The organism is Bradyrhizobium betae (assembly GCF_004123905.1).
GTDB classification, from domain to species: Bacteria; Pseudomonadota; Alphaproteobacteria; order Rhizobiales; family Xanthobacteraceae; genus Bradyrhizobium; species Bradyrhizobium betae_A.
Map to the genome: position 1 here is coordinate 51,712 of NZ_MZXW01000019.1, position 17,146 is coordinate 68,857.

The 17,146-nt window shown below is 64.2% G+C and carries 14 protein-coding genes; 3 read left to right on the top strand and 11 right to left on the bottom strand.

Going from position 1 to position 17,146, the window contains the following annotated elements; translation table 11 throughout:
* Nucleotides 1-30: 30 nt before the first annotated feature.
* Complete coding sequence (locus tag B5V03_RS16950; protein ID WP_129271495.1) at nt 31-2,340, bottom strand: xanthine dehydrogenase family protein molybdopterin-binding subunit; 2,310 nt, start codon at nt 2,338-2,340, stop codon at nt 31-33.
* Nucleotides 2,341-2,603: 263 nt separating this feature from the next.
* Nucleotides 2,604-3,002: a DUF1127 domain-containing protein gene (locus B5V03_RS16955; protein ID WP_129271497.1), complete on the bottom strand. Its 399-nt coding sequence runs from the start codon at nt 3,000-3,002 to the stop codon at nt 2,604-2,606.
* 963 nt (nt 3,003-3,965) lie between these two features.
* Between B5V03_RS16955 and B5V03_RS16965 the strand changes: the two genes are divergently transcribed.
* Nucleotides 3,966-5,156, top strand: a complete 1,191-nt coding sequence (locus B5V03_RS16965) for an HWE histidine kinase domain-containing protein (protein WP_129271500.1) — start codon at nt 3,966-3,968, stop codon at nt 5,154-5,156.
* Nucleotides 5,157-5,271: 115 nt separating this feature from the next.
* Here B5V03_RS16965 and B5V03_RS16970 read toward each other — a convergent pair whose 3' ends face one another.
* The 7 genes from B5V03_RS16970 to B5V03_RS17000 all read right to left on the bottom strand — a co-directional run bounded on the left by B5V03_RS16970 (nt 5,272) and on the right by B5V03_RS17000 (nt 12,833).
* Nucleotides 5,272-5,505 carry a hypothetical protein gene (locus B5V03_RS16970; protein WP_129271502.1) on the bottom strand — a complete coding sequence of 78 codons (234 nt, stop codon included), beginning with the start codon at nt 5,503-5,505 and terminating at the stop codon, nt 5,272-5,274.
* Nucleotides 5,506-5,879: 374 nt separating this feature from the next.
* A complete protein-coding gene (locus B5V03_RS16975; protein ID WP_129271504.1) occupies nt 5,880-6,185 on the bottom strand; it encodes a hypothetical protein in 306 nt (101 codons plus the stop codon).
* A gap of 133 nt (nt 6,186-6,318) precedes the next feature.
* Complete coding sequence (murJ, locus tag B5V03_RS16980) at nt 6,319-7,845, bottom strand: murein biosynthesis integral membrane protein MurJ (RefSeq protein ID WP_129271506.1); 1,527 nt, start codon at nt 7,843-7,845, stop codon at nt 6,319-6,321.
* 175 nt (nt 7,846-8,020) lie between these two features.
* Nucleotides 8,021-9,172 (bottom strand): DegT/DnrJ/EryC1/StrS family aminotransferase, encoded by a 1,152-nt coding sequence (locus B5V03_RS16985; protein ID WP_164988082.1) that lies wholly within the window; start codon nt 9,170-9,172, stop codon nt 8,021-8,023.
* 63 nt (nt 9,173-9,235) lie between these two features.
* The gene (locus B5V03_RS16990; RefSeq protein WP_129271510.1) at nt 9,236-10,240 is read right to left on the bottom strand and encodes a Gfo/Idh/MocA family protein; all 1,005 of its coding nucleotides are present in this window, start codon (nt 10,238-10,240) and stop codon (nt 9,236-9,238) included.
* A 183-nt stretch (nt 10,241-10,423) separates the two neighbouring features.
* Entirely contained in the window at nt 10,424-11,836 is a 1,413-nt protein-coding gene (locus B5V03_RS16995; RefSeq protein WP_164988076.1) for a mannose-1-phosphate guanylyltransferase/mannose-6-phosphate isomerase, read from the bottom strand.
* A gap of 7 nt (nt 11,837-11,843) precedes the next feature.
* Nucleotides 11,844-12,833: an SDR family NAD(P)-dependent oxidoreductase gene (locus B5V03_RS17000; RefSeq protein ID WP_129271514.1), complete on the bottom strand. Its 990-nt coding sequence runs from the start codon at nt 12,831-12,833 to the stop codon at nt 11,844-11,846.
* A 176-nt stretch (nt 12,834-13,009) separates the two neighbouring features.
* On the opposite strand from B5V03_RS17000, the gene B5V03_RS17005 reads away from it, so the two are divergent.
* Nucleotides 13,010-13,969 (top strand): lysylphosphatidylglycerol synthase transmembrane domain-containing protein, encoded by a 960-nt coding sequence (locus B5V03_RS17005; protein ID WP_129271516.1) that lies wholly within the window; start codon nt 13,010-13,012, stop codon nt 13,967-13,969.
* Nucleotides 13,966-14,985: an MraY family glycosyltransferase gene (locus B5V03_RS17010; RefSeq protein WP_129271518.1), complete on the top strand. Its 1,020-nt coding sequence runs from the start codon at nt 13,966-13,968 to the stop codon at nt 14,983-14,985. Before B5V03_RS17005 ends, B5V03_RS17010 begins: the two co-directional genes overlap by 4 nt.
* Here the strand turns inward: B5V03_RS17010 and B5V03_RS17015 are convergent.
* A complete protein-coding gene (locus tag B5V03_RS17015) occupies nt 14,973-15,920 on the bottom strand; it encodes an NAD-dependent epimerase/dehydratase family protein (protein ID WP_129271520.1) in 948 nt (315 codons plus the stop codon). The genes B5V03_RS17010 and B5V03_RS17015 overlap by 13 nt on opposite strands.
* A 2-nt stretch (nt 15,921-15,922) precedes the next feature.
* The gene (locus tag B5V03_RS17020) at nt 15,923-17,146 is read right to left on the bottom strand and encodes a glycosyltransferase family 4 protein (protein ID WP_164988077.1); all 1,224 of its coding nucleotides are present in this window, start codon (nt 17,144-17,146) and stop codon (nt 15,923-15,925) included.

Below are 17,146 nucleotides of genomic sequence, written 5' to 3' on the forward strand. Positions count from 1 at the left end.
GCACCTTGGATTGTTCGGTTGGGCTCGAAATCACAGGCTGTGACGGCGATGGTGCTCGTTGATGGCGATCCAAACCCGCTCGGGCGTCGCCGGCATGTCGATGTGGTCGATCTTGTATTCGCGCCAGAGCCCGTCGACGATTGCGTTGACCACGGCCGGACAGGAGCCGATCGCGCCGGCCTCGCCCGCCCCCTTCACCCCCAGCGGATTGGTCGTGCAGGGAACGTTGGCAGTCTCGAACACAAAGGCAGGCCCGTCCGCCGCGCGCGGTAGCGCGTAGTCCATGAAGGTCGCGGTGATCAGCTGGCCGTCACTGGGGCCATAGACCACCTGCTCCATCAGCGCCTGGCCGATGCCCTGCATGGCGCCGCCATGCACCTGCCCTGCCAAGAGCAGCGGATTGAGGGTCTTGCCGAAATCGTCGACGATCACGTAGTTGACGATCTTGATGATGCCGGTGGCGGGATCGATCTCGACCTCCGCGACATGGGTGCCGTTGGGATAGGTGCCGTCGGCGCTGGCAAAGGTCGCGCTCGCATTCAGCTTCGACGGATCGGCACCCGGCCGCTTGGCGAGATCGGCGAACGAGATCGAACGGTCAGTGCCGGCGATGCGCACGATGCCGTCGGTAATCTCGAGGTCGCCGACGCTGGCCTCCAGCGCCTGCGCCGCGATCGCCTTCAGCTTCTCGCCAAGCTCGCGCGTGGCGCGCTCGACGCTGACGCCGCCTGACGGGATCGAGGCCGAGCCGCCGGTGCCGAGGCCCGTGGCGATCATGTCGGTATCGCCCTGGTGGACGTGGACACGCTCGGGCGCAACGCCGAACTGCTCGGCGACGATCTGCGCGTAAGCGGTCTGGTGGCCCTGCCCGCTCGACTGCGTGCCGATCAGGACGGTGATGTCGCCATTGGGATCCATCCGCACATTGGCGGTCTCCTCGCCCATGGTGCCGCAGATCTCGACATAGCTCGCAAGACCAATGCCGCGGATCAGGCCGTTCTTCTTGGCCGCCTTGGCGCGCTTTGGAAACTCCTTCCACTCCGCGATCTCCATCGCGCGCTTGAGATGCGCGGCAAAGTCGCCGGAATCGTAGACCTTGCCCGTGGCGGTCTTGTAGGGCAGCGCCTTCGGCTGGATGAAGTTCTTGCGGCGGATCGCGTCCGGCGTCATGTCGAGTTTTCGCGCGCAGGCGTCAACGAGGCGCTCGATGACATAGGCGGCCTCAGGCCGGCCCGCGCCGCGATAGGCATCGACCGGCACGCTGTTGGTGAAGATGGTGCGCACCCGGCAGTGGAAGGCCTGGATGTCGTAGAGGCCCGGCAGCATGCCGGCGCCACCGTGCGGGATGTAGGGCCCGAACGTCGAGAGATAGGCGCCCATGTCGCCCATCAGGTCGCAATCCATCGCGAGGAATTTGCCGTCCTCTGCCAGTGCCATCTTCGCGGTGGTGACGTTGTCGCGGCCTTGCGCATCACCCATGAAGTGCTCGGTGCGGTCCGCGGCCCACTTCACCGTTTTCTTCAGTTTCTTTGCCGCGACCGCCAGCAAAGCGTATTCGCGGTACGGAAACAGCTTTGTGCCAAAGCCACCGCCGACGTCGGGACAGATCACCCGCATCTTGTCGGTCGGGATGTTGAGCACGTTCTGGCAGAGGATGTCGCGCAGCCGATGGCTGCCCTGGCTGCCGATCGTCAGCGTCAGATGATCGCGCTTGGCGTCGTATTCGCAGACCGCCGCGCGCGTCTCCAGGAAGCTCGCAACCACGCGCGGATTGACGATGGAGATTTCGGCCACCGCATGCGCCTTGGCAAAGGCGGCTTCGGTTGCGGCCTTGTCGCCGATCGAGACGTCAAACAGCACGTTGCCGGCCTTGTCCGGCCAGACCTGCGGCGCGCCTTTCTTGACGGCGTTGACGACGCCAGTCACCGCCGGCAGCGGGCTCCATTTGACCTCGATCGCCTCGATCGCGTCGCGGGCCTGGTCGATGGTCTCGGCGACCACGAAGGCGATGGAATCGCCGACATGGCGCACTTCGTCCTTGGCCAAGATCGGATAAGGAGGCCCCTTGAACGGGTCGGTCTCGAGATTGAACAGGCAGGGCAGATCGCCGAGATCGGCGACGTCGGCCGCGGTCAGAATCAGCGCGACGCCGGGAAGCCCACGGGCGCGGCTCGCATCGATGGTGAATTTGGCATGCGCATGCGGCGAGCGCAGCATCAGGCAGCGGAGCGCAGCCTGCGGCGCGTAATCGTCGGTATAGCGGCCCTTGCCGCGAATCAGCGCGTCATCCTCCTTGCGCAGCACGCTTTGGCCAACGCCGAACTTGATGGGAGCCGCCATTTTCTTGTCCCGTCCTATGGTTGTTTTGCGGGCCATATTGCCGTGGAAAAAGTGGCAGTGCAAACGGGTTTAGGCAGGACCGATCCGCGAAAAATTCGCCTCCGCCCCTGCCCGTCACAGTGGGATCGGGCGGAAAGGTCGCAGCGCAGTCATTTCCCTGTGAAGATCGATGATTCTACACCGCAGCGCACGCCTGAGAACAAGCGGCTGTACTGACCGCCGCTTGTTCTCAGAGCGCATGTCCGTCTCTCGCAGTTAATCATTTACATCCCACCGCGGCTCAAGAGATACCGCGTGCTATCTCTCAGCCTGTCGATCGCCCGCTCGGGTGTGAGGTGGTCGATCTCACCGCGTGTCAGGCCGATATCCCTCAGCTCCCTGTCACTCAGGTCCTGCAAGCTGACTTGCTGGCCCTGGCGCCGCTGCTGAAACGCACGCCAATATCGCTTGAGCAAGCCCAGGACGCTCCGCGTCGATGCGGCCGGTGGTCCGGCGGCGTCCTTTTCCGACAAAGCGTCGTCCAGCGCTGCGGCGGACGCCTTCAGGCGTGCTGCTAAAGCCTGGTCGATCGCGTCCTTCGCCTGCACGATCGAGAGGTTGAGTGCGCGCCTTGCGGCATCGCTCTCAATCCCGGATGAGATGTTCGTCAGTTGGGGTGGCATCGCATGCTCCTGCTGTTGTGCCGGCAGGGAGCGTGGCCAAACAAAAGGCCCCGTCCGATGCCGGCGGGGCCTGGTGGAAAAGGTGTCGTCGTCGAATTGCTAGCGCGCGACTCCTTCCACGGCCCAACCGAAGCGGGTCATGTGGTTGAAGTTGATTTTGCGCGAGCATTTGATCATGCGATGCCCATAACACGGCAACCGCATAAAATCAACAGGTGCGCCAACGCCCGCTGCAGCCTGAAGGCGAATCCCATGCGGGGACCAAAGCCCGGCGACGCTCTGCCGCGGACCAGACAGGCTGGGAGCCAAAACGGTTCTGCTGATGGCATCAGGTCCGCAAGTCACCAGAAACGAATGGAATCAAGCAGCTGAGTTGAACAGGCGGAACGATATTTCGTTGTGGTTGTTGTCTCGTCAGATCCCCGAACGTGGCGGGATCGAAGACGAAAAAGTCAGCAGAACAAAATGGTCCGATCCCTGTCATCCCTTGCAATTTTCATGCTCCTCGGAGCGTCGGTGATCGCCTTCCCGCCTTTTGCTCCAAAAGTGCAGGCGGATGAACTCGTGGCGCTGGCCAAAGGGGACCGGCTCGAAATTCGAGCCGCCTCGTCAGGTTGCTCAGCGCAGGTTTGGCCGGACTTTTCCACGTCCTGCTTGCGACGCGCCGGCTCTGGAACGAAAATCCTGGAAGCTCGCCTCGTGACTGCCCGGCGATAATTCAGCCTGTTCGATCCGCTCGCCTGAGGATCGGCCCTCCCCAGTTCTTACCGCCACATCAGCCGGGTGAGGACCAGATCGTCGCGCTGAGACGAGCCAGCGCAGGCGCCCGCGAATTGGCTGGCCTTCTGTTGTCGAAAAGCGCAGCAATCGGTAGCCGGTGCGAGCCTCGGTCATCAGGCAATCGGCTTATGAGCATTCGCGCGTGCCGAGACGTCATCGGCCCGCCGAGAAAGTGAAATCTCCATGTCGACAGATCCAACTGAAGTGCCGAACGTTCTCATCGTGGAGGACGAGATGATCCTGCGTATGCGTGCAGTCGACATCGTGGAGGATGCCGGCTTCTGTCCGATCGAGGCGGTCAATGCCGACGAGGCCATCTCGGTTCTGGAGTCTCGATCGGACATCTCACTGCTGATGACCGACATCCAAATGCCGGGCAGTATCGACGGCCTCAAGCTCGCCCATGCGGTGCACGAGCGCTGGCCCTCGATCAAGATCATATTGGTGTCCGGCCAAGTGAAGCCGTCCGAGGCGGAACGACCGGCGAACAGCAGATTTTTCGGCAAACCGCTGGGCGTCGAGCAAATGATCACCGAGTTGCAAGCCATGGTGGGCGCAGGAGCTTTGAAGATCGTGCCGACGGCAAGCGATTGGACGCTCGGTGGGGCGCTTGACGCCGCACAGACGGCTGCTTCCCCCTCCCGGTCGGAGCAGGAGGCCTCTCTGTCAGCCGAAAACGACAGCCTTCGCTTGCTGCTTGAACAAGCCGAGATAGACGCGCGGGCCCTGATCATCCAGGCCGGCATCGACGCCGAGCAGCGGAGTGCCGCCGACAAACTGCAGAAGCTGATCCTCGGAGAGCTTCATCATCGCGTCAAGAATACACTTGCCATGGTGAGCGCGATCGCATCCCAGAGCTTCCGCGGAGCGCCAAGTATCGAGCACGGACAAAAGGCAATGGAGGGCAGGCTGCTCGCATTGGGACGCGCCCATGATCTACTGCTGCAGGTTAGTTGGGCCGATGCGAGCCTGACCCACACGCTGAGCAGCGCAACGGAGCCCTATGACAGTCAGGGAGGCAGACGCTTCCACTTCAATGGACCGGATATCAGGATTACCTCCGTCGCCGTCATTGCGCTTGCGATGACGTTCAACGAACTCTGCACCAACACGACCAAATTCGGCGCCCTGTCCGTCCCCACGGGCCGCGTCGAGATTTCGTGGGCGATTGACGAGTTGACGCAGAGGCTCCGCCTTGTCTGGACTGAAAGGGGCGGTCCGGTGGTCGAGCCGCCAACACGGCGGAGTTTCGGCACCCGGATGATGGGGTCGCTCGGCCAGCAATTGGCCGGTCAGGTGAGCCTCGCGTATGAACCGCGCGGCTTCGTTTACGCGCTGGACGTGCCGCTGAGCTCGGTCGCTGCGGTCGTGTGAGCAAGTCTTCGGGCGTCGTGTGAGAGATCGACGCCCGGTCGCTCGGCGTTGACGGCAAGGCGTGCGTGCCGCGAGATGCGGTGCGCCAACCGGATCTCGCCGTCCTGGACAGGTGTCAGTTGCCCCGTCCGCCCAAATGCCTGAGCATCTCCGCGGCGTTCTTCAGGATCACGGCCTGCTGCATCGCTTCTGCACGCTCCTCGCCGAGCGGCATGTTCCGAGCTTTGTCGCGAGCGTCCGAGGCCTTGAGGTTCAGTCTGCCAATCAGGGACGGCTGAGCCAGGGCCAGTGGATGAAGCCGTTCGTCGGCCGGAGCCGATAGTGCGCGTCCGTCCAGGTGATCTACCATTGAAGGAGCATCGCACAGACGATCAGAAGCACAAAGAAGATCGGCAGCAGCACGGGCGGAACGAGCCGCTCGTGAATGCCGGATGGGGAGTTCGTGACATGTAACCGCCTCATTGTCGCGGCGGGAGCGCGATGCTCTCAGTCACCGATGATAGCCGAGGGGCGCGCGGTGATATCAGTGATGTGGCGTTCCATGCCTGGAATAGCTAGAGGACCTCAACAATTTAAGTGGTCGTTGCTCGTGTATTTCGAGAGCATGTCTGGGGCGTTCGTTTCTGCCCACCGACCGATCGCCTGAGAAAATACGACGAAGAAAATACGACGAAAAAGGCCGCGGATTGCGCCGCGACCTCCTGCATTTGCCTGCTTCGTCTCTCAGTAAGTGCCGATTCCGACGCTCACGCCGGGAGCGCGGAAGCCGACGCCGCCGCGGTCGTCATAGCCACGGCGCTCGATGTAGCGCTCGCGTGGTGCATATCCGTAAGCATCGCGCCCTTCGCGGATGATGACGCGTCTTTCGCCACGTTCGCGCCAGCATCGTCCGTCTTCGTTGCAGACCATACGGACGTTTTGAAGGCTGCTCTCCGGCGTGAACGATGCGCTGGGGGAAAGCGGGGCCGCCGAAGCAGCGGTCACGATGAGCGTACCGGCTGCGGCTGCTAGAACTGTGAATATTTTCATGAAGTATCTCCAAAATAAGTTTGCGTCAGTGAGCCAATAGACTTGCGGAGCAATGGTTCCACGCAAGCAGGAAGAAACTCGTCCACTGCAGCAGTTTGTTCGCCACACACGGCCGCTACCATGAGGTCCGGCCCTAGCCGCGCACCAGCGACACCAACCAGCGGCGGCCGAACAGGATGAGGATCGCGAGCGCGTAGACGATGGCGCCGCCGGCAGCCAGCAGCACCAGCGTCACTTCATCGTGGAAATGCATCGCGCCCAGCCAAGAACCGCTGAAGCGCGCGATCAGCCAGAAGGCGGCCGCGAGGATGATGCCCGTCAGCAGAAACTTGACGAGCGACATCAGCCAGGCGCGGTCGAGCACGAGAAAACCGCGCCGCACGGCGAAGAACAGCACCAGCAGCAGATTGGTCCAGACACCGACGGCTGTTGCCAGCGCGAGGCCGATCTGGGCGAGCGATCCCATCAAGGCGAGTTTCAGCGCGACGTTGACCCCGATGCCGGTCAGCGACGCTCGCACCGGCGTCGCTGTGTCCTTGCGCGCATAGAAGGTCGCGACTGCGCTGCGGATCAGCACGAACGGGATCAGACCGATGGCATAGGCCGCGAGCGTACCGCCTGCAGCAACCGCATCGGCCTTGGAGAATGCGCCGCGGGCGAACAGCGCGCGCATGATCTCGTCGGGCACCGTGAGGAAGGCCGCGACAAACGGCACCGAAAACAGCAGCGTGAAGTCGAAGGCGCGGCGCTGCGCCTTCATCGCGCCGTCATGATCGTTGGCGGTGATCCGACGCGACATCTCCGGCAGCAGCACCGTGCCGATGGCGATGCCGATCACGCCGATCGGAAGCTGGTTGAGGCGGTCGGCATAATAGAGCGCCGACAGTGCGCCCGCGGGCAGGAACGTCGCGATGATGGTGTCGGCGAACAGCGCGACCTGCGTCCCCATCGAGCCCAATGTCGCGGGCCCGAGCGCTTTGAAGAAACCGCGGATGTCGTCGTCGAGCTTCAATGGCGCAAAGCGCGGCAGGCCGCCATGGCGGGCGAGATCGCCGGCCAACAGGACATATTGCAGGAAGCCCGAGATCAGCACGCCCCAGGCGGCGGCATGGCCCGCGCTGGGAAACCAGGCGGCGAGCGCCAGCGTCATCATCATCGAGATATTGAGGAAGATCGACGCGGCCGCAGCGCTGGCGAAGCGCTGCATCACGTTGAGCATGCCGCCATACAGCGTCACCAGCGTGATCAGCAGCAGATAGGGAAAGGTGATCCGGGTCAGCTCGATCGCGAGCTTGCGCTGCTCGGCATCCTCACTGAAGCCCGGGGCCAGGATGCTCATGGCCTGCGGCATGAACAGCCACGCCACGATCAGCAGCACCACCTGCGAGGCCAGCAGCAGCGTGAAGATACGGTCGGCGAACAGTTTGGCCGCCCCCTCCCCGCGCTCGCCATGGACGTGGGCATAGGCCGGCACCCAGGCGGCGTTGAAGGCGCCTTCGGCAAAGATCGCGCGGAAATGATTGGGCAGCCGCAGCGCCACGAAAAAGGCGTCGGCCACCGGGCCGGCGCCGAGGATCGCCGCGAGCATGATGTCGCGGGCAAATCCCGTCAGCCGCGACAGCAGCGTGTAACCACCAACCGTGAAGATGCGTCCGAGCATGCGTCTGTTTTAGAGCATGGCGAGATTAGGTCTAGGTGCTAGCCGCACGGGAGATCTGCTCCCTCCCCCGCTTGCGGGGAGGGTTTCTCCGCAACGGGACAATCCCCCAGAGGAGAAAGCCCTCACCCGCGCCTTCGGCCCGACCTCTCCCGCAAGCGGGAGAGGCGAAGCAAGATCAGCCCGCAATTGCACCGCGGACGGCCGCGATGATTCGCTCCTGGTCGGCTTCGGTCAGATAAGCGTGCATCGGCAGGCTTATGACGTCCTGCGACAGACTCTCGCAAGCAGGCAGGCCGCCGTCAGCGACCGGATATTGCTTGTAGGCGGTCTGCTGATGCATCGACTTGCCGTAATAGATCGCCGTCGGCACGCCCTGGGCTTTTAGCGCGGCAGCGAAACCGTCCCGATCGGTCCCCTTCGGAAGGCGGATCGTGTACTGCGCCCAGACCGAGGTGTTGCCGGGCGCAAGGCGCGGCACGGTGACGACATTGGACAGGCCGCGTTCATAGCGTTCGGCAACTCTGTTGCGGGCGGCGATCTCGTCGTCAAAGATCTTCAGCTTCTCGATCAGCACCGCGGCCTGCATGGTGTCGAGCCGGCCGGTCAGGCCGAGGCGGACGTTGTCGTATTTATCGACGCCCTGCCCGTGCACGCGGATGCTGCGCAAGGTCGCGGCGAGCCCGTCGTCATCGGTGAAAATCGCGCCGCCGTCGCCGAAACAACCCAGCGGTTTTGCCGGGAAGAAGCTGGTCGCGGTGGCGAGCCCGAAAGTGCCGAGCTTTCGGCCCTTGTAGCTCGCGCCAAAGCCCTGGGCGGCATCGTCGAGCACGAACAGGCCTTCGTCCCTGGCGATCTCGGCGATGGCATCGTGATCGGCGGGCTGGCCGAACAAATCGACCGGAATGACCGCAACGGGCTTGAGCCCGGCCTTGCGGGCCGTCGCGATGCCGCGCTTCAGCGACTTCGGGCACATGTTGAAGGTCGTCTCGTCGACGTCGACATAAACGGGCGTCGCGCCGGTCCGCGCCACCGGCGAAGCCGTTGCGATGAAGGTGAAGGACGGACAGAACACGGCATCGCCGGGCCCGACATTCTGCGCCATCATCACCATCAGGATCGCGTCGGTGCCGCTGGCGCAGCCGATCACGTGCTTGGCGCCGGAATAGGCCGCGAGCTGCTTCTCGAGCTCGGCGACTTCAGGTCCGTTGACGAACTGGCAATGGTCGAGCACGCGCTTGACGGCCTCATCGAGCGAGGCACCAAGCCGGCGGCGCTGAGAGGCGACGTCGATGAAGGGAATGGGTTCGGAACGCAGATGCTGGTTCATGGTCTGGTTCTTGGCGCCTTGCTGATTGTCTTGCGAAGCTTGAGTAGTCGACATGGAAAGGGTTCAGCCGGCGACGCGGCGCGGGCCCGTGCGGGCAGGCGCCTTGGCCGCAGGCCGCGACGGCGTCTCCAGGCACTGCGTCGCGATCTCGAGGCTGGCGACGCCTTCGTCGCCGGTGACCGCCGGCGTCTCGCCGTTGCGCACCGCCTTGAGGAAGGCGAGCAGCTCGGCACGGAGCGGCTCGTCATGGCCGACAGGCAGATGCCGCATCGAATAGCTGCCATCAGGTTTGAAGCCGAAGCACTCAGTGACCTGGCGCGTCAAGAGATCGCCCATCACGTATTTGCCGCGAGTCGCGACCGTGACGCTGCGCGCCTTGAACGGCGTCAGCCAGTTGGTGTTGATGTGGGCGAGCACGCCGTTGGCGGTGCGGAACTGCAACAGCGCGATATCCTCGCGCTCGGCGACCGCGCTCGACAATTGCGGCTGCACCTCGACGATGTCGGATTCGGTGAACCAGCGGATCAAATCGATATCATGCACGGCCAGATCAATGACGACGCCGACATTGGACATGCGCGGCGGGAACGGGCCGACGCGCGTGATCGCGATCGACAGGATGTCTTCGCCCGCGATCGCCTGCTTGACGGCGGCGACCGCCGGATTGAAGCGCTCGACATGGCCGACCATCAGCGTCACGCCGGCCTTTTGCGCAGCCGTGACGATCTCGCGGCCTTCGGCGACCGTGGAGGCGATCGGCTTCTCAACCAGCACATGGATGTTCTTGGCGATACAGGCGAGCGAGACCTCGTGGTGCAGATGGGTCGGCGCGGCGATGGTGACCGCATCGACGCCCGCGGCGAACAGCTGGTCGATGGTCTCGAAACCCTCGCAGCTCGCAAGCTCGGTGGTGCGCGTCAGATGCGCCGGCGACGGATCGACCACGCCGACGAGGGTGACGCCGGGAAGACCGGCGAGAACGCGCGCATGGTTGCTGCCCATCACGCCGGCGCCAATGACGCCGACGCGCAAGCCGGCCTTTGCCGGTGCAGACACTTTGGAACTCATCTGAGCAAACCCCGATTCAACGCAAATCCCCGGGCCGCTTCTAGCACGGGTGCCACATTTGTGGCGAATGCCGCCCTATTCGGCCGGACACGATTTGATTCAAAAAGTTACACGTTCCCCGGGCCTAAGCCGCTGAAAGAGTGCGCTCTTTCGGCCCGGGTGGCGTGATTCGGAGCCTGCTGGTTACGACCTTTGATAGTCGTCTTCAATCCGGATGATGTCGTCTTCCCCGAGATAGCTTCCAGTCTGGACCTCGATCAGCTCCAGCATGATTTTACCGGGGTTCTCCATCCGGTGCACCGCGCCCATCGGGATGTAGATGGACTCGTTCTCGTGCACTGTCTTCACGGTCTCGTTGACGGTGACGCGAGCCGCACCGCGGACCACGATCCAGTGCTCGGCACGATGATGGTGCTTCTGCAGCGACAGCCGCCCGCCCGGCTTCACCACAATGCGCTTGACCTGGTGGCGCTCGCCATTGTCGACGGACTGGTAGCTGCCCCAGGGCCGATGCACCCTAAGATGCTCCTCGGTGACCTTCGGCGCGACCGTCTTCAGCTTCGTCACCAGCCGCTTCAGGCCGTTGGCATCCTTCTGGCGCGAGACCAGCACCGCATCTGCGGTCGCGACCACGACGAGATCGTCGACACCTTCGAGCGCGACCAGCGCGGAATCGGTGGTGACGTTACAGTTGCGCGAGTCTTCGAACACCGCGGTGCCGTGCGACGCATTGCCTTGCGCGTCCTTGTCGGACAATTCCCACACCGCGTGCCAGGAGCCGACATCGGACCAGCCGCACGACACCGGCACGACCGCGGCGCGCGAGGTCTTCTCCATCACGGCATAGTCGATCGAGATCGCCTTCGCCGCGCCGAACGCCTCCGGCTCCAGCGTCACGAAGCCGAGATCGCGGCCGGCGTTGGTGACGGCACTGGAGACCGTCTCCACGCTCGCCGCATCGACCTTGCGGTATTCGTCGAGCAGGACGCTGGCCGGGAACATGAAGTTGCCGCTGTTCCAGAGATAGCCGGAGCTGACATAGTCGGCGGCCTTCACGGCGTCCGGCTTCTCGACGAAGCGCGCGACCGCGTGCACCTCGCCGGAGATCACTTCACCAGGGCTGATATAGCCGTATTCGGTCGCCGGCCGCTCCGGCTTGACGCCGAAGGTGACGATGCGCCCGGCGCTCGCGGCGGTAAGGCCTTCGCGGCAGGCCGCGACGAAGGCGGCGTTGTCCTGCACGACGTGGTCGGCGGCGAGCGCGAGCACGATTGCATCACTCGCGCGGTTCTGCGCGAACACCGCGCCCGCGGCGATCGCGGGGCCGGAGTCACGCCGCATCGGCTCGAGGATCACGTCGGCCTCGATGCCGATCTCGGCGAGCTGCTCCAGCACCATGAAGCGGTAGGACGCGTTGGTGATGACAACAGGACGATCGAACAGCGTGCTGTCTGAGACGCGCAGCAGCGTGTCCTGGAAGGTCGAGCGCGGGCCGAACAGCGGCAAAAATTGCTTGGGGCGCACCTCGCGCGAAGCCGGCCACAGCCGCGTACCGGCGCCGCCGCACATGATCAGGGGGATAATGCGTTTGTCCATCGTCATTTCAAACCTTGAAGTAGTCCCGATACCAGGTGACAAAATTACGAACCCCGTGCGCAATCGGCGTTGACGGTGCAAAGCCGGTGTCGCGCATCAGATCCTCGACATCCGCGAACGTTTCCAAAACGTCTCCCGGCTGCATCGGCAGCAATTCTTTGATTGCCGTCCGACCCAGCTCCTGCTCCAGAAGTCCGACGACATGCATCAGCTCTTCCGGGTGGTGATTGCCGACATTGTAGACCTTAGACGGCGCATTTGCGGCAGCCGGGTCATCCGCGGGCACAAGATCAATGAGCTTGGATACTACACGGGTGACGTCGTCAATATGGGTGAAGTCGCGGCGCATTTTGCCATGGTTAAAGAGCCGGATCGGCTTTCCCGCCATGATGGCGTTCACAAACAGAAACAGGGCCATATCGGGTCGTCCCCACGGCCCGTAAATGGTGAAGAAACGCAAGGCGGTGACCGGCAGCCGGTAGAGATGGCTGTAGGACTGCGCCATCAATTCGTTCGCCTTCTTGGTCGCGGCGTACAAGCTCACGGGATGGTCGGTGCGGTCCTGCACGGCAAATGGCAGTTTTGTGTTGGCGCCGTAAACGGAGGATGACGAGGCGTAGACGAGATGACGACAGGAGTTGCGCCGGCAGCCCTCCAGTACGTTGAGAAAGCCCGCCAGATTGGAATCGGCGTAGGCCTGCGGCTGCTCGATCGAGTAGCGCACGCCGGCTTGCGCGGCGAGATGCACGACCTTGGCAAATCGATGGCGCGCGAACAGCGCCGCAATCGTCTCGCGGTCGGCGAGATCGGCCTCGACGAAGGAAAAACGCGGATCGTTCCGCAGCAGCGCCAGACGCGCCCGTTTCAGCGCCGGATCGTAATAGCTGTTGAGATTGTCGAGCCCGACGACCGGCCGGCCTTCGCCAAGGAGCTGCCGGGCCACGTGGAAGCCGATGAAGCCGGCGGCCCCCGTGACCAAAATCGCCTGATCCGTCATCCTGTTCCCGCGGGATCCCTAGCTCACGGCGCCTGTTTAGCCGCTTTCGAGGGGGTCGCAATAGCCCGAGAGACAGCTATTGCAAGATCGGCGCCAAAACCATACCAAAGCGGCCGAATTCGGCGCCCTGCGTCGGGTTGCCTCAAATCTTCGCAAACCCTGATCATGCGGGCGAGATGCGCCAAATCCTGCTGTCGACGGCCAAGATCCTGATTTCCGCGGCGCTGCTCTATCTGGCGCTGCGCAAGGTCGATCTGACCGAACTGTTGTCGCGCTTCACCGCGACCAGCCTGTTCTGGATCGCGATGGCGATCGCGGTCACATTCCTGCAGATCTTCGTCGGCGTGCTGCGCTGGCGCGAGATCAGCACCGAATGCGGCGCGCCGCTCGAGCTCGGCCGGGCCATGCGCTACAACGTGATCGGCTCCTTCTTCAACCAGACCCTGCCGTCCGCGATCGGCGGCGATGCGGTGCGGCTGTGGCTGGTCGCGCGCGCCGGCGCCGGCTGGCGCGCGGCCACCTACTCGATCTTCGTCGATCGCGCCATCGGCCTCGTCGCGCTTGCGATCGTCATCGGCGCGAGCCTGCCCTGGAGCTACCAGCTCATCACCGATCCGCACGGGCGCTCGGCGCTGCTGCTGCTCGATCTCGTCGCGCTGGCGGGCGGCGTCGGCTTCCTGATCTTCGGTGCGCTGAAATGGCCGTGGCTGAAGACCTGGTGGGCCACCCATCACCTTCACGCCTGCGCCGTGATCGCCAACCGCGTGATCTTCAACGCAAAGCGCGGACTGATCGTCGCAATTCTGTCGCTTCTCATTCATGTGCTCGCCATCGTCATGGCGTGGTGCGTGGTGCAGTCGATCACAGCACCGGTCAGCTTCGGCCAGACATTCCTCCTCATTCCGCCGATCATGCTGATCACCCTGATGCCGATCTCGATCGCCGGCTGGGGCGTGCGCGAGACGACGATGGGCCTGGCCTTCGGTTTCGCCGGGCTTTCCGCCAACGAAGGCATCAACGTCTCGCTGCTGTTCGGCGCCGTGCTCTTCATCGTCGGCGCGATCGGCGGCCTGGTCTGGATCTTCAGCGCGGAGAAAGCCGCGCAAGGCTCGGCGCAGCTCGGGGTCCCGGAGTGAGTCCGACCACCGATGCCCTCGCCGTCGTGCCCTCGCTGCTTGCCGTTGCGGTCGCTGCACTGATAGCGGCCGTCGTCACGTGGACCAGCCGCCCCCTGCTCCAGCGCTATGCGCTGGCGCGGCCCAACGCGCGGTCCTCCCATCGCATCCCGACCCCGCAAGGCGCAGGCATCGCGGTGATATCGGCGACGCTCATCGTCGCTTCCGTGTGGGCTACCTGGGCGAATGTCGCGATCCCGCCGATCCTGGTCATTGCGGCAATCGTGATTGCGCTGGTCGGATTTGCCGACGATATCCTGTCGCTGCCGGTGCTCGTGCGGCTCGTGCTGCAAGCAGCCTGCGTCGGCGCAATCGTGTTCATCATGCCCGAGACAGCGCGCATCTTGCCGGCGGTGCCGCTCGGCCTGGAGCGCGTCCTCATCCTTCTCGCCGGAATCTGGTTCGTGAACCTCGTCAACTTCATGGACGGGCTCGACCTGATGACGGTGGCGGAGGTGATGCCGGTCACCGCTTCGCTACTGCTGCTGGGCTGGCTCGGCCATCTCGCGTGGCCGGCCGCATTGATCGCCGCGGCGCTGTGCGGCGCCGTGCTCGGCTTTGCGCCGTTCAACAAGCCGGTCGCAAAAGTGTTTTTGGGCGATGTCGGCAGCCTGCCGATCGGCCTTTTGCTCGGATGGTGCCTGCTGGAGCTCGTCTGGCAGGGACAGCCTGCCGCGGCGCTGCTGCTGCCCGGCTATTACCTCGCGGATTCCACGATAACGCTGCTTCGCCGCATCATCAGGCGTGAGCAATTCTGGTCGGCGCACCGCTCGCATTTCTATCAGCGTGCAACGGACAACGGCTTCACGGTTTCGCAGGTGATCGGCGAGGTGTTCGCGCTCAATCTCGTGCTGGCAGGGCTGGCCCTCGTCACCGTTCGCGCCGGCTCGACCGCGATCACGATCGTCTCGCTCCTCGCAGGCGCGACCGCGATCGGCTTCGTGCTGCGCCGCTTCTCCCGGCCTCAGATCTCCTGAGCCGACAGCGCGAGCCGCAAGCCCTCGTCGAGCGAGACCTGCGGTTGCCAGCCGGTCGCGATCGCCTTGGAGACGTTGAGCTCGAGCGAGCCGATCAGGCTGTCATGCGTATCCTGCCGGCCGATCATGCTGAGCAGCGCGGCAAGCAGGTCCGGCGACATGCCGAACAGCCGCGGGCTCTTGCCCGACGCCCGCGCCAGCCGCTCGATGAATTCGGGCGTCGACACCTGCTCCCGGTCCGCCACCAGAAAAATCTCGAAATTGCTCTCGGGGTCGGGATGAGCGAGCCGGCGCTGAATGAACGACGACAGGTTCTGCACCGCGAGGAAGGCGCGGTGATTGCTGATCGCGCCGAACGGCAGCGGCAGCCCCAGATGCACCGCACGCGTCAGCAGCGCGAAATTGCCCCTGGCGCCCGCCCCATAGACCAGCGGCGGCCTGATCACCGAGATCTTCATGGCGCTGTCGCGCGCGAGCGTCCTCAAGCCGGCCTCGGCTGCGGCCTTGGACATGCCATAGAGACCGCGGGGCGTGAGGATGTCCTCCTCGCTGAACGGCGCACGGCCGTCATTGCTGCGTCCGTGCACGAGAACGGTGCTGAGAAAGATGAACTGGCGCACGCCTGCCGTCGCCGCGGAGCGCGCCAGATGCAGCGTGCCGGCGATGTTGACGTTGCGGTAGAGCTGGACCGCGTGCTCCTCGTGCTTGTGATGCACGCGCGCGGCGAGATGGACGACGGCATCGACGCCTTCGAGCGCGGCCTGCCAGTCGCTCTCCGGGCCGATCGTTTCGATCACGACCTCGTCGTCCATGCCCCCCGGGCTGCGCACGGCGCGGCGGACCTTCCAGCCCGCCTGGGCGAGTGCGGGCGCCACGTGACTTCCAACGAAGCCGTTTGCTCCCGTCACCAGCACGACCGGTTTGCGTTCGGTCATCATTACTCCGAAAGGTCCGGGTTACGCAGCAATTCGTCGATCAGGCCGGCATAGGCGTTCATCGCGGTCGTCCGGTCGAATTTTGCAGCTGCCTTCACCGCGCGCTCCGCCATTGCACCGTCGTCGGATCGGGACGCGATGCGGATCGCGTCGGCGAGCTGATCGGCGCGGCCCGGCGTCACGACCCAGCCGAGCCCGTTCTCGACCACCGTCAACGCGGCCTCCGCCTCCGGCTCGGAGACCAGCACCACAGGACGGCCGACCGCCAGCAGATTGTAGAACCGGCTCGGCACCGACACCCCCGCAACGTCCTTCCGATACGGAATGATCCAGAGATTGGCAGACGCCAGGAACGCCTCGAGTTCGGCATCCTCGACCCGCCCCAGAAAGGAGACATTGGAGAGGTTTGCGTCCGCCTGCAACTGCTTCAGCCGCTCGAAGCCGATGCCCCAGCCGGACAGCAGGAAGTGGATGTCCGGCTCGCCCTTCAACAGGCGCGCCGCCTCGAACACGATATCCGGGTCATGGGTGAAGCCGAGATTGCCCGACAGGCCGACGATGAAGCGCGCGGAGAGTGCTTTTCGGAACGGATTGTCCGATGCGAGCGGACGTACCCCGGGCACCAGCGTCGCCCAGTTCGGGATGAAGCGGATCTTGTTCCGCCGCATGCCGGAGTAGCTCAGCAGCGACTGCTCCGCATCGCGGCCGATGGTGATGACGGCGTTGAGCGCGCGAAACATCAGGCTGTTGGCGAAGCGCATCGTCCGCGTCACGAGCGAGTCGGGCTTCAGCAGGCCCGCCATCACCAGCACATCGGGGAACAGGTCGTGCATGATCAGCGCCGAGCGCGCGCCCTTGAGCTTTGCGGCTGCGGCAACGGCATAAGGCAGCATGAACGGTGCGGTGACGGTCAGTACGACGTCGCCTGCCTTAAGCTCCCGGATCAGCGCGAAGAACGTGCGCGAAGCGAACAGCAGCTCGGACACTCCGCGCCGCACCAGCGCGGCCTTGCCCACCATCCGGTTCTTGACGGCAACGATGCGCGGCTTGCCCGGACCGGTCTGCGGGGCAGGCAGCGCGCCTGATCCCGACAGCACGACGACCTCGTGATCCCCGGCGACGCGACAGGCGATCTCGGCCATGATCGCCGCGGTCGTGCTCGGATCAGGCGGGTAATGCTGGCTCGCCACGACGATCTTACCAGCGATCTTGCCTTGGGACTGCAT

Bases quoted from the DNA above. Each gene is read 5' to 3' on its own strand.
- B5V03_RS16950 (WP_129271495.1), bottom strand. From the start codon at position 2,340: ATGGCGGCTCCCATCAAGTTCGGCGTTGGCCAAAGCGTGCTGCGCAAG.
- B5V03_RS16955 (WP_129271497.1), bottom strand. From the start codon at position 3,002: ATGCCACCCCAACTGACGAACATCTCATCCGGGATTGAGAGCGATGCC.
- B5V03_RS16965 (WP_129271500.1), top strand. From the start codon at position 3,966: ATGTCGACAGATCCAACTGAAGTGCCGAACGTTCTCATCGTGGAGGAC.
- B5V03_RS16970 (WP_129271502.1), bottom strand. From the start codon at position 5,505: ATGGTAGATCACCTGGACGGACGCGCACTATCGGCTCCGGCCGACGAA.
- B5V03_RS16975 (WP_129271504.1), bottom strand. From the start codon at position 6,185: ATGAAAATATTCACAGTTCTAGCAGCCGCAGCCGGTACGCTCATCGTG.
- murJ (WP_129271506.1), bottom strand. From the start codon at position 7,845: ATGCTCGGACGCATCTTCACGGTTGGTGGTTACACGCTGCTGTCGCGG.
- B5V03_RS16985 (WP_164988082.1), bottom strand. From the start codon at position 9,172: ATGAACCAGCATCTGCGTTCCGAACCCATTCCCTTCATCGACGTCGCC.
- B5V03_RS16990 (WP_129271510.1), bottom strand. From the start codon at position 10,240: ATGAGTTCCAAAGTGTCTGCACCGGCAAAGGCCGGCTTGCGCGTCGGC.
- B5V03_RS16995 (WP_164988076.1), bottom strand. From the start codon at position 11,836: ATGGACAAACGCATTATCCCCCTGATCATGTGCGGCGGCGCCGGTACG.
- B5V03_RS17000 (WP_129271514.1), bottom strand. From the start codon at position 12,833: ATGACGGATCAGGCGATTTTGGTCACGGGGGCCGCCGGCTTCATCGGC.
- B5V03_RS17005 (WP_129271516.1), top strand. From the start codon at position 13,010: ATGCGCCAAATCCTGCTGTCGACGGCCAAGATCCTGATTTCCGCGGCG.
- B5V03_RS17015 (WP_129271520.1), bottom strand. From the start codon at position 15,920: ATGACCGAACGCAAACCGGTCGTGCTGGTGACGGGAGCAAACGGCTTC.
- B5V03_RS17020 (WP_164988077.1), bottom strand. From the start codon at position 17,146: ATGCAGTCCCAAGGCAAGATCGCTGGTAAGATCGTCGTGGCGAGCCAG.